General features: G+C 64.5%; 9 protein-coding genes. 4 read left to right on the forward strand and 5 right to left on the reverse strand.

What is annotated here, in order from left to right:
- Positions 1-458: 458 nt before the first annotated feature.
- Positions 459-3137, reverse strand: coding sequence for a GNAT family N-acetyltransferase (locus KFB96_RS05590; protein WP_213459710.1), 2679 nt, complete (start codon positions 3135-3137; stop codon positions 459-461).
- Between the two features lie 260 nt (positions 3138-3397).
- Here KFB96_RS05590 and KFB96_RS05595 point away from each other — a divergent pair, with 260 nt between their 5' ends.
- The 3 genes from KFB96_RS05595 to KFB96_RS05605 all read left to right on the forward strand — a co-directional run bounded on the left by KFB96_RS05595 (position 3398) and on the right by KFB96_RS05605 (position 6863).
- Entirely contained in the window at positions 3398-4330 is a 933-nt protein-coding gene (locus tag KFB96_RS05595; RefSeq protein ID WP_213459712.1) for a histone deacetylase family protein, read from the forward strand.
- A 277-nt stretch (positions 4331-4607) separates the two neighbouring features.
- Positions 4608-5393, forward strand: coding sequence for a dienelactone hydrolase family protein (locus tag KFB96_RS05600; protein ID WP_213459714.1), 786 nt, complete (start codon positions 4608-4610; stop codon positions 5391-5393).
- Positions 5394-5411: 18 nt separating this feature from the next.
- Positions 5412-6863, forward strand: coding sequence for a deoxyribodipyrimidine photo-lyase (locus KFB96_RS05605; protein WP_213459716.1), 1452 nt, complete (start codon positions 5412-5414; stop codon positions 6861-6863).
- A 141-nt stretch (positions 6864-7004) separates the two neighbouring features.
- On the opposite strand, the gene KFB96_RS05610 is transcribed toward KFB96_RS05605, so the two are convergent.
- From KFB96_RS05610 to KFB96_RS05625, 4 genes are all read right to left on the reverse strand, one after another.
- Entirely contained in the window at positions 7005-8732 is a 1728-nt protein-coding gene (locus KFB96_RS05610) for a SulP family inorganic anion transporter (protein ID WP_213459922.1), read from the reverse strand.
- Between the two features lie 204 nt (positions 8733-8936).
- On the reverse strand, positions 8937-9725 hold the full coding sequence (locus KFB96_RS05615; RefSeq protein ID WP_213459718.1) for a TatD family hydrolase: 789 nt from the start codon (positions 9723-9725) through the stop codon (positions 8937-8939).
- Between the two features lie 226 nt (positions 9726-9951).
- Positions 9952-10692, reverse strand: a complete 741-nt coding sequence (locus tag KFB96_RS05620) for an NYN domain-containing protein (RefSeq protein WP_213459720.1) — start codon at positions 10690-10692, stop codon at positions 9952-9954.
- A 119-nt stretch (positions 10693-10811) separates the two neighbouring features.
- A complete protein-coding gene (locus KFB96_RS05625) occupies positions 10812-11354 on the reverse strand; it encodes a DUF2058 domain-containing protein (protein ID WP_213459722.1) in 543 nt (180 codons plus the stop codon).
- Between the two features lie 271 nt (positions 11355-11625).
- On the opposite strand from KFB96_RS05625, the gene KFB96_RS05630 reads away from it, so the two are divergent.
- A complete protein-coding gene (locus KFB96_RS05630) occupies positions 11626-12141 on the forward strand; it encodes an OmpH family outer membrane protein (RefSeq protein ID WP_213459724.1) in 516 nt (171 codons plus the stop codon).
- Positions 12142-12183: the final 42 nt, after the last annotated feature.

Consider the following 12183-nt stretch of genomic DNA (forward strand, 5'->3'; position numbering starts at 1 on the left):
CTCGCCAGGCTCGCCCTCACTGGTTTTGGTTGCTCGATACGTGCGGCCCTCCGCCCCGAATCGTAGATTCGGCGCGTGGCTGAAGCTCCTTGCTAGTCAGGTGGTTGCTTGATGCTTGCGGCCCTCCGCCCCGAATCGTAGATTCGGTACGCGGCCTAAGGCGAATTCCGGAAACCTTCATGCCAAGGGCGTAGGTTGTGCCGAGCCGTGCGAGGCACAACCAACCGTCGGCGCAAGTTGTTCTTCCTATCGTCAGCACAACCTACGGGTATGGAAGTTTGCGGAAATCACCTAACTTTCGAGTGAGTTCGAAGTTTGGTGAATCCACGACCCTTAGCGGGGGGCGCGGTTTAAAATTTTATATTTTTTAATACTTTAAACCGCGCCGGCTCCAGCGGTTCTGAAATCCGCCGGGGCCGATCCCATCCAAAAACATCGCATACCGCACTGGGCGCGGTTTAAAGCACCTTACTGACCCATTTGACCGCCATGTCCTGGGGGTCGCTCTCGATGCGGAAACCGAGTGATTTCACCAAAGCCAGCATCCGATTGTTGGCACTGAGCACCTCGCCGTCCATGACACGAAAGCCGCGCGAGCGCGCATTCTGCATGAGCGAACGCATCAACCTTGCGCCGATGCCGAGGTTTCGCCAGGTATCGGAGACCACGATCGCGAACTCGCAGGCCTCCCCACCCGGTCGCGCCATATAACGGGACACGCCGACCTGCACGTCGGTCCCGTCGTGCTCGACCACGCCGATCAGGGCCATCTCGCGGTCGTAGTCGATCTGGGTGAAGCGCACCAACATCTCGGGCGTCAGCTCCTTGATCGCCTGCATGAACCTGAAATACTTGGTCTGCTCCGAAAGCCCGCGAACGAACTCCTGCTCCATCTGGGCATCCTCCGGGCGAATCGGGCGAATCACCAGGTCCTTGCCGTCCGGCAACTGGACGCGCTCGATGAGGTGGCTCGGGTAGGGGTGGATCGCCATGTGCCCGTAAGTCGTCTGCTGGGGCGGACGATAGTCGACCTTGATGCGCGCATCCACGGCGACGACATCCTTGTCGTTGCCGATCAGCGGGTTGATGTCCATCGAGATGATCTCGGGCAACTCGCAGACCATCTCTGAAACCCGTTGAAGAATCTTTGCCAAGGCCACGCGATTCATCGGCGGCATATGCTGAAAGGCGCCCATGAGACGCACGATCCGGGTGTGGTCGATCATGGTCTGGATGATGAACGCGTTGAGCGGCGGCAGACCGAGCGCGCGGTCCTCGAGGACCTCGACCTTGGTGCCGCCGGCACCGAAACTGATCACGGGACCGAAGATCCGATCCCGGGTCACGCCGATCATCATCTCGCGTGCCGCACGTGTGGAGGCCATGTGCTCGACCGTGATGCCCTCCATGCGCGCATCCGGGCGTAGCCGCTTGGCACGCTCGACGATCTCGGTGAAGGTTCGGCGCACCGATTGGGCATCGTCGATATTCAGACGCACGCCGTCGACATCGGACTTGTGCTCCAGGTCCGGCGAGTTGATCTTCATGACCACCGGAAAACCAAGGGCTTGTGCCGCCATCAGCGCCTCGTTCGGGGTACGGGTCAGGACTGCCTGCATGGTCGGGATGCGGAACGCCGAGAGGATCGCCTTCGCCTCGACCGTACCCAGCGTCTTACGCCCCTCGGCCATGACGCCCTCGATGATCAGACGCGCGCCCTCCACGTCCGGCGCATCTTCCTGCGAGAGCGGGCCCGGCGACTGCATCAGCAGCTTCTGGTTGCGCTGGTGGGTGGCGAGGAACGAGAAGGCGTCGATCGCGACCTCCGGGCTGTCGAAATGCGGCACATCGTACTCGGCCAGCAGCTCCTGGGCCTCGGCCACCCGCTTTCCACCCATCCAACAGGCGAGCACCGGTTTGCGGCTGTCCTTGGCCGCGGCGATGACCTCCTCGGCCGTGGCCACCGGATCCCCGAACACCAAGGGCGCCAAGATACAGAGCACACCGTCGACCTCAGGATCCGCGAGACAGGCATCCAGGGCCAGCCGGTAACGCTCCGGCGGTGCGTCGCCGATGATGTCGATCGGGTTGCCGTGGGACCAATGGTCGGGGAGCCCCTTCTCCAGGGTCTGACGCGTCGTATCGCTGATCTGCGCGAGCGAGAGGCCCAATTCCACGATGCGATCGGCAGCCAGCACGCCCGGTCCGCCGCCGTTGGTGATGACGGCGATGCGGTCGCCCGCCAGACGGCGACGCGTGCCGAAGACCTGGGCGGCCGCGAACAACTGATCGAGGTTGGAGACCTGCACCACGCCCGCACGCTCGGTGACGGCGCGGAACACGTCCGCCGAGCCCACATAGGCGCCGGTGTGCGACTTGACCGCGCGGGTTCCGGCCGGGTGGCGTCCGGCCTTGACCACCACGACGGGCTTCAGTCGCGCCGCGGCACGCAGACCGCTCATGAAATGTCGTGCGTTGCGGATCCCCTCCACGTAGAGCAGGATGCATTGCGTCTGGCTGTCCAGGGCAAGATAGTCGAGCACGTCCCCGAAATCGACGTCGGCCGCCGCGCCCAGCGAGACCATCGCCGAGAACCCGATACGGCGACGCTCGGACCAATCGATCATCGCCGTGCAGATGGCACCGGATTGCGACACCAGAGCGACGTTGCCGCGGCGCGGAAGATCCTGTCCGACGCTGGCGTTCAGACCGTGTTGAGGACGCATCGCCCCGATGCAGTTGGGTCCGAGAACGCGAATGCGGTTGCTCCGGGCCGCCTCGACCATGCGTTCCTGAAGGTTGATCCCGCGTTCGCCGTATTCGCCGAAACCGGCCGAGTGGACCACCGCCACCTTGACCCCGTAGCCGCCGCACTGTTTGAGGATCTCCGGGACCCGATCGGCGGGCGTGGCGATCAACGCCAGGTCGACATGCTTGTCGAGTTGGCCCAGATCCCGATAGCAGGGCTCCCCGGCCACCTCCTTATACTTGGGATTGATCGCATAGGCATTGCCTTTGAAACCACCGGCCAGCAGATTGCGAAACACGATGCCGCCGATGGACCCCTCGCTGTCGCTGGCCCCGAAGACCGCAACGGCGGTGGGCGTGAAGAGTTGTTCGATATCGGATACGCGCATGGAATCGCCCTCCCGGGCAATAAAAAAGATTAAGCTAAACCGCGTTCGAAACGCGTCGGGCGTGACATGCCCGAGTGCTGTGTCGACTCGACCTCGGATACATCCACAGGTGGCCGCGTAGACGCGTTTCGAAGACCAAAAAGCTCGTAAAGATAGGATTCAGGGATTCGACACGGGCGCGGCAACGCGCCGACCGACAACGAGAATTGCCCGGGCGCCGTCAGTGTCCCGCGCGCGATCAATGCCTTGAGGACCTTTGCATGAACCTCGCCTTCATCTCTCACCCCTCCTGTCAGCAGCACAAGATGGGCGCGCACCATCCCGAGTGTCCGGAGCGACTCTACGCCATCCAGGATCGCATGATTGCCTCCGGGATGGAGATGCTGGTCACCCACTACGACGCACCCGAGGCGAGCGTGGCGCAGTTGACCCGCGTGCACGACGCGGATTATGTCCAAGGGCTGATCGACGCCGCCCCCGAGGTCGACGACGTCCTGGTTTGGGTCGACGGCGACACCGCCATGAACAGCCACACCCTGCCGGCTGCCCTGCGCGCGGCCGGCGGCGCCATCCTCGGGGTCGACCTGGTGATGAGCGAAAAACATCACGCCGCCTTTTGTTGCGTGCGCCCGCCCGGCCATCATGCCGGGCGGCGCACGACCGGAGGGTTCTGCCTCTTCAACAACGTCGCCGTCGGCGCCGCATATGCGATGGCCGAATACGGCATCGAGCGTATCGCCATCGTCGATTTCGACGTCCACCACGGCAACGGCACCGAGGAGATCTTCAGCGGCGACGAGCGCGTGCTCTTCTGCTCGAGCTTTCAGCACCCCTTCTATCCCGGATGCGGCGCAGACACCAAGGTGCCCAACATCCTCAACCTGCCGCTGCCCAAGCTGACCGACGGGGCCGCCTTTCGGGCCGCCGTGGAGGCCGCATGGCTGCCCAAGCTCGACGCCTTCGCGCCTCAGCTGGTCATGATTTCGGCGGGGTTCGACGGGCACGTCGAAGACGACATGGCGCACTTCAATCTGCGCGAGCCCGATTATGCCTGGATCACTCGCGAGCTCCACCTGTTGGCACGCCGGCATGCACAAGAGCGAGTCGTGTCCTGTCTGGAAGGCGGCTACAGTCTGTCCGCGCTCGGACGCAGCGTCAGTGCGCACGTCGATGAGTTGATCGGGCACGCCTGATGCTCTCGTCGCGAAGGGGGTCGGGATCGAGAAAGGGGTCCCGGCGACCTGTTGCATTGCAGCATTAGGATAGAGAGGTCCCGCGCCTGTCGCAATGCCGATCGCGTGACAATCACGCCGACGGCTCGTTGCGCTGGACCGATAGCCTCGGGGTTGCCATTCGGACCGAATGGCCTGACATCTCTCGAACCGCGTCGGCGCCCGCCCCTTCGGCAGCTCGCGGCCGCCAACCCCGACCTGTTTCAAAGCCCAGTCAACCACCGGATCGGAGAGACTCATGAGAAGACCATCGACCCACATGGCCGCCTTGCTGCTCTGCGCCCCTCTCGTCGCGGGCGCCGCCGTCCAGACCGAGCGTGTCGAGTACCGCGACGGCGACACCCTCCTCACGGGCTACCTCAGCTACGACGATTCGATCGAGGGCAAGCGCCCCGGCGTGCTCGTCGTCCACGAATGGTGGGGCCTCAACGACTACGTGAAAAAACGCACCGAGATGCTTGCCGAGCTGGGCTATGTTGCCTTCGCCGCCGACATGTACGGCGACAACAAGGTGACCGAGCACGCGCCCGACGCCCAGGGCTGGATGCAGCAGATCACCGCCAATCAATCCGCCTGGCAGCAGCGCGCCATGGCCGGACTCGAGACGCTGAAGGCCAGCGACCGTGTCGATACCGAGAAACTCGCCGCCATCGGCTACTGCTTCGGGGGCGCCACCGTGATGCAGCTGGCCTATGCCGGTGCCGATCTCGACGGCGTCGCGAGCTTCCACGGCTCACTGCCCCCGACCGGCAACCTGGAACCCGGCACCATCAAACCCAGTATCCTGATCGCCCACGGCGAGGCCGACAGCTTCGTCCCGCCCGAGCGCATCGCCGCCTTTAAAGAGGGGCTCGACACCGCCGGTGCCGATTGGCAGATGGTCGTCTATTCCGGGGCACGCCACGGCTTCACCAACCCGGGCGCCGCCGCCTACGGGATGGACGCACTCGCCTACGATCCCAAGGCCGATGCACGCTCTTGGACACTGATGCAGGGGTTCTTCGACGAGGTCTTCGCGGACTGAACCGCGTCCGGACGCCCCATGCCGAGCACCGTCATCCTTTGGCTCCGTCGCGACCTGCGTCTCGACGACAACCCAGCCCTGCAAGAGGCCCTGGTCGACTGCGACAGACTCGTACCCGTCTATATCCACGACCCGGACTCGGAGGCGCCTTGGGCGCCCGGCGCGGCGAGTCGCTGGTGGCTGCACGGCAGCCTGGCGAGCCTGGACCAGGCTCTACAGGCGTTCGGCAGTCGGCTCCTGATCGCACGCGGGGACAGTCTCGCCGAGCTGAGGCGCATCGTCGCGGCGACCGGCGCGACGCGCATCCACTGGAATCGTCTCTACGATCCGACCTCGCGCGAACGCGACGGTCGGATCAAGCAAGCATTACGGGCCGATGGCCTGCGGGTGGACAGCCACAACGCATCCCTGTTGTTCGAGCCTTGGGAAATCGCCACCGGCAACGGCGAGCCCTACCGGGTGTTCACCGCCTTCTGGCGCCGCTGCGCCGCTCGCCTTCCCGACGTACGCCCCCTGCCCGCTCCGGCGGCCTTGCCGCCGCCTCCCGAGTTGCTCGACTCGCTGCCACTCGATCACCTGGGCCTGCTGCCGACCGTCCCTTGGGACGCGGGCTTGCGCGAGACCTGGACACCGGGCGAGACCGCCGCGCTCGAGCATGCACGCACCTTCCTGCGAGACCGTGTCCGGGGTTACGCGACCGAGCGCGACCTGCCGGCGCAAGCCGGGACATCCGAGCTCTCGCCGCACCTGCACTTCGGCGAGATCGGTCCGCGTCGGATCATCGCCATGGTCAAAGAGCAGTGGGACGACCCGAGCGCGGATCCGGTCGAGTCCTTCGTGCGCGAGATCGGCTGGCGCGAGTTTGCCCACCATCTGATCTATCACTACCCGCACACCACGGACGAGCCGCTGGATCGACGCTTCGCCGCCCTGCCTTGGCGCAAGGAGGATGCCGAGCGGCTGCTCCGGGCTTGGCAGCGCGGCGAGACCGGCATCCCGCTGGTGGATGCCGGCATGCGCCAGCTCCGGCACACCGGCTGGATGCACAACCGGGTGCGCATGGTCGTCGCCTCCTTCCTGACCAAGAATCTGCGCCTGCCCTGGCAGGCCGGGACACGCTGGTTCTGGGACACCCTGATCGACGCGGACCTCGCCGCCAACAGCCTCGGCTGGCAGTGGAGCGCCGGCTGCGGCGCGGACGCCGCGCCCTATTTCCGCATCTTCAACCCGGTCCTGCAGGGCGAGCGCTTCGACAAAAGCGGAACCTATGTTCGACGCTGGTGCCCGGAGCTGACCCGCCTGCCGGACCAATACATCCATCAACCCTGGAGCGCGCCGACCGCCCTGCTCGATCACTCGGGCCTCCGGATCGGGCGCGACTACCCGGCCCCGATCGTCGATCTCAAGGCATCACGCGAGGCGGCGCTCGCGGCTTACGAGGTCGTGAAATCGCAGAGGACGATCGTGTGAAGGGCGGATTAAGGCCGTAGGATGGACGAGCGCAGCGAAGTCCACCCAGCCTGCTCCGGCGCTGGTGGGCTACGCTGCGCTCGTCCATATTCCCTACGACGCTTGTCCCTACGGCGCTTGTCTAGCCTACGAAGATTACCCTCAAATCCCCGCCGTACTGCGCAGCGGGCAGGTCGTTCGGTCGTACCGGTCGCCGAGCCGGTCCCAGGCGTAGTTCAAGGCATAGGTCACGCGCGAGAAGAAGTGATCCTCGCCCATGATATGGATCAGACCGGTGCGCCGAATGGTATCCATGAACTGCTTCTTCATCCGTGCCACCAGGATCTCGATCCCCCGTTCGCGGAGTCGCTCGGCCAAGTGATGCAGCACCTCTTCGCCGGTCGCATCGAGCTGGTTGATCCCCTCACCGTCGACGATGATGAATTCCAGCTCCGGGTTGTCGGCGACCACCGCCAAGACCCGGGTCTCGAAATAGCCTGCGTTGGCGAAATAGAGCGAGCCGTCGAAACGCACGATCGAGATCTTGGGACTGGTCGGCAGATGATGCACGGCGATGTCGCGCATGGTCCCGTCCTCGTACCGCGACAGGACCGCAAAACGCGGGCGCATGGTCCGGAACAGAAAGAGGATGAGCGAGAGGCCGACTCCGGCCAGGATGCCCTGGTCGAGGTGCGGAGCAAACAACAGGGTCAACCCGAAGGTCACCACGGCAACCACGCCGTCGGTGGGCTCGGCCTTCCAGGCATGAATGATCGGCGCGATCTTGAAGAGGCTCACGACGGCCATGATGATGACCGCGGCCAGGGTCGCCTGCGGCAGGTGATACAGCAGCGGGGTCAGCCAAAGCAGTGCAGCGGCAACCGCCAGCCCGGCCACCACGGATGCAAAGCCCGTGACCGCCCCGGCGTTGAAATTGACCGCCGAGCGCGAGAAGGAGCCGGACACCGGATAGCCTGAAAAGGCACCGGAGACGATATTGGACAGCCCCTGCCCCACCAGCTCCTGATTGGCGTCCAGACGCTGGCGGCTGCGTGCCGCCATGACCTTGGCGATGGACATGGCCTCCATGAAGCCGATCAGAGCGATCGTCACGGCGGCCGTGATGAGACTGACCATCACCGGCCAATCCAGCGACGGCAGCGTCATCCCGGGCAGCCCGACCGGAATCTCGCCGACCACGCGTCCGCCCGCCTCCTGGAAGCCGGTGAAATAGGCCAAGAGCGTCGTCGCCGCGACCGCGATCAGGACCGAGGGGGCCTTCGGCGCAACCGAGCGCAAACCGAACAAGACCACAATGGCCAACAGACCCATCCAGAGCGTCGGCAGGTGGGTCTGCGTCATCGCCGCCTGCACGGTGTACCAGACGGTCTCGTAATGGTGCTCGAAGCCCGACACGCTGACCCCGAAGAGCTTGCCGATTTGAGAGGTGGCGATGATGAGCGCGCCGGCGTTGGTGAATCCGACGACCACCGGATGCGACAGAAAGTCAACCAGCACGCCGAGTCGAAGCAACCCCAACATCAATTGAAAGATCCCGACCATGAAGGCGAGCAGGACCGCATAGGCAACATAGCCCTCGGGATTCGTCGCGACCAGCGGCCCGATCGCCGCGGCCGTCATCAAGGAGACGACCGCGACCGGCCCGGTCGAGAGCTGCCGAGAAGAGCCGAACAGCGCCGCCACGATCGGCGGCAGAAAGGCCGCATACAGCCCGTACTGCACGGGCAACCCGGCGAGCTGGGCGTAGGCCATCGACTGCGGCACCAGGACCAGGGCCACCGTGATCCCCGCGATCAGGTCGGCCCGCAGCGTCCGGGGATGCCGGAGCTCCCCGACCCAGGCCAGAAACGGGAAGAATCGAGCGAACAACCAGCGACCGGCGGATACGGCATATGGCACGGACTAGGACCCTCGAGACGATCGATTCAAAAGGCCCCCAGCATACTCAAGATTCATCGTGTCAATCATTTATTCCATTAATCGGTCCATGCTAAACCGCGTCCAGAGCGAGATGCTCACTTTCGAGTGAGCTCGACGTTTGGTGAATCCACGACCCTTAGCGGGGGGCGCGGTTTAGGACGTCGATCGACCGCAAGCGCCATCGATCGCAAGCCCCAAGGCATCGCACGCGTTGAGCGTGGTCGAGGCCGCCAGCGCGGCGGGCGATTCGCCGCGAATCTGCGCGAGCGCCTGCAGGACATCCGGGAGATACTCCGGACTGTTGCGCTCGCCCCGATGCGCAGCAACCGTCATGTCCGGCGCATCCGTCTCGAGCACGATCGCCTCGCCCGGCAGCTCGGCCGCCAGACGGCGCAGACGCGAGGAGCGCGTGAAGGTCAACATCCCCCCGAAGCCGAGCCGGAACCCCAGATCCAGATACTGCTGCGCCTGCAGGAGGCTGCCGTTGAAGGCATGCGCGATGCCGCCCTTCACCCGCGCACGCCGCAGGGTCGCCAAGACCTCGTCATGCGCCTTGCGCACATGCAGAAGAACCGGCAAATCCGCGGACCTGGCGATCGACAACTGCGCCTCGAGCAGCGCCTGCTGACCCGCCCGATCCAGCTCGGGCAGAAAATAGTCCAGACCGATCTCGCCGACCGCCAGCGGGCGATGCTCGGCGATCGCCCGCTCCAGCCCATCGAGATCGGCCGCACCATGTCGATCGAGATAGACCGGATGCAGACCCAGCGCCGGGTAGAGATCCTCCGCCGAGGCACAGAGCGTCAGCAGACCGTCCCAACCCTGCGCATGGATCGCCGGAACCACGATAGCGGCCACGCCCGCCGCGCGCGCCCGGGCCAACACCGCCCCTCGATCGGGATCGAACTCGGCAACATCCAAGTGACAGTGTGTATCGATCATGGAGCGCATCCCGGAAGGCATCGCCGTCGCGCGAGGCTAGGATTGAAGAACAAACCCAACATGACTGCCGACGATGCGCCTCGGCGGCACATGGCCGCCACCGCGTAGGGGCGACTTCAGTCGCCCTTTGGCCGACCGTGGGTGTAGATGTGTAGGGGCGACTGAAGTCGCCCCTACATCGCCCCTACATCGCCCCTAAACGGTGGTCGTTTTTCCCGAAATCACCTTAAGCCGGCGACTTCTGATCCCGCACGAACAGCGCCTTGTGCGGCCCGCGCCCGACCTGTCGCTCTTCGATGTCGAAGAGCTGGATCGCCTTGAGCAGTCCGCTGAGCTTGGCATAACCGTAGTTGCGCGAGTCGAACTCGGGGCTGCGCTTGGCGATCGCCGAGCCGACGGCGCCGAGCTCGGCCCAACCGGTGTCGTCCGCGGCCCCGTCCAGTGCGGCACGCAGCAGGTTGACCAATTTGGCGTCGCGCTGCAGATCCTTGCCGCTCTTGCGCGTCGTCGAGTCGCCGCCCGCACCCTCGCGCAGCACCTCGGTGAAGACGAACTTGTCGCAGGCCGCGACGAAGGGCTCCGGGGTTTTCTGCTCGCCGAAACCGTACACCGTCATGCCGGACTCGCGCAGACGCGACGCCAGGCGAGTGAAGTCGCTGTCGCTCGAGACGATGCAGAAGCCGTCGAAGTTGCGCGAGTACAGCAGATCCATGGCATCGATCATCATGGCCCCGTCGGTCGCGTTCTTGCCCTTGGTGTAGCGAAACTGCTGCATGGGCTGGATCGAGTGCCGCAGCAGGGTGTCCTTCCAGGACCCCAGATTGGGCAGGGTCCAATCCCCGTAGATGCGCTTCACGTGGGCCGTGCCGTATTTGGCGACCTCGGCGAGTAGCCCCTCGACGATGCTCGCTTGGGCGTTGTCGGCATCGATGAGCACGGCGAGCTTGAGGTTGGCGATGTCGGACATCCGTGGTCTTCCTGTCAATCGGTCTTTGAATTCAGCGGCTTCCGATCACGTCGGATCATGAGTACGGGACGCTGCGCCTGATCGCATCGCCGGCTCGTATCACCGGCGTTCGTTACCCGTTACCAGATGAGGTCGTCCGGAACCTGATAGTCGGCGTATGGATCATCCGCGTCCTTCTCCTCGGCGGCCTTGTTGTGGACCAAGACCAGGCTCGCATCGCGCGCCGCCACCCGCACGGCGATCTCCGCGGGCACGACCTCGTAGAAGGCATCCTGTCGGACGACGGCCAGGCTTCCCGCGACCAGCTTCGCGTGCTGCTCCTTGTTGACATAGATGCGCTTGAGCGTCGTGCCGTCGGTGAAATTGAACGCCAGATCGCCGCGATCGCGCACCACCCGATGGGTATGCACGAGCTGGCGAATCTCGTTCTCCGCGGCACGCAAGGTCGCCTCTTCCTGACGTCGCAGATTGAGCTCGCGGTCGCGCTCGAGCTTCTCGCGCCGGGCACGCTCGGCGGCCAGCCGGGCCTCGTTGTCGACGGCCGTACTGCGCGGACCGGCGTGCTGCTTGGTCTTCTTGTGCTTGCTGGTACGTGCCTGCTTGAGCTTCTGCTCGTCGACCAAGCCGGTCTTGAGCAATTGGTCCTGCAACGAGTTGCCCACGGTGTGGATCTCCGAAAAAGATGTCGCCGATCGCCGAGCAGACCCAAGTCCGCGAACCCTCGGCGGATATCCGAATGCCCGAGTCGGGCGACAGGATCCGACAGGCGCGCCCGCGACGCAAGCATGCGAGTCGTTTCTGCGAGTGGTTTCCCCTGGCCGAGAGCGGGGGTTAGAATCGCGCGCGCCGCCGTTCCGCGATCGGCCTCGCCGCTGTATGCTCGCGGACCGCGTATTGCGTTACCCTACTCTTTCGATCCTCGGAGTCCCGCTCATGTCCCGTATTGCTCTCGTTCTCTTGCTTGCGCTCTTCATCATCGTGCCGACCCACGCCTTGGCCGCCGACGTGCTGGGTTATGTCGACATGCAAAAGGTTCTCGAGGACAGCAAGCTGGGCAAACGTCTTCAAGACCAGCTGCGTGAGGAGTTCGAGCCGCGTGGCGAAGAGATGGCTGCCGAGGAGCAGGAGATCCGTAAGCTCCAGCAATCGCTCGAGCGCGATTCACCACTGATGAGCACCGACCAAGTCAGCAAGCAGGAGGCCGACGTTCAGAAGCGCATCGAAGCCTTCCAGGAGAAGGCAAACGGCCTCCAACAGGAGATCATGAAGGTCCAGCAGACCAAGAGCCGCGAGATTATCGGCCCGGCGCGCGACTCCATCACCGCCGTCGCCAAGAAGAACAAGGTCGGCATGGTCGTCGAGCCCGGGATGTCCGGACTCCTCTATCTCGACGAAAAGCTTGATCTGACCGCCGCAGTCATCAAACACCTGGACGCGAACACCAAGTAAGGCAGCCCAGCAGACCGTTCGGCGTGAACGGGCTATGTCCGA

Source organism: Thiocapsa sp. (assembly GCF_018399035.1).
Taxonomy (GTDB): domain Bacteria; phylum Pseudomonadota; class Gammaproteobacteria; order Chromatiales; family Chromatiaceae; genus Thiocapsa.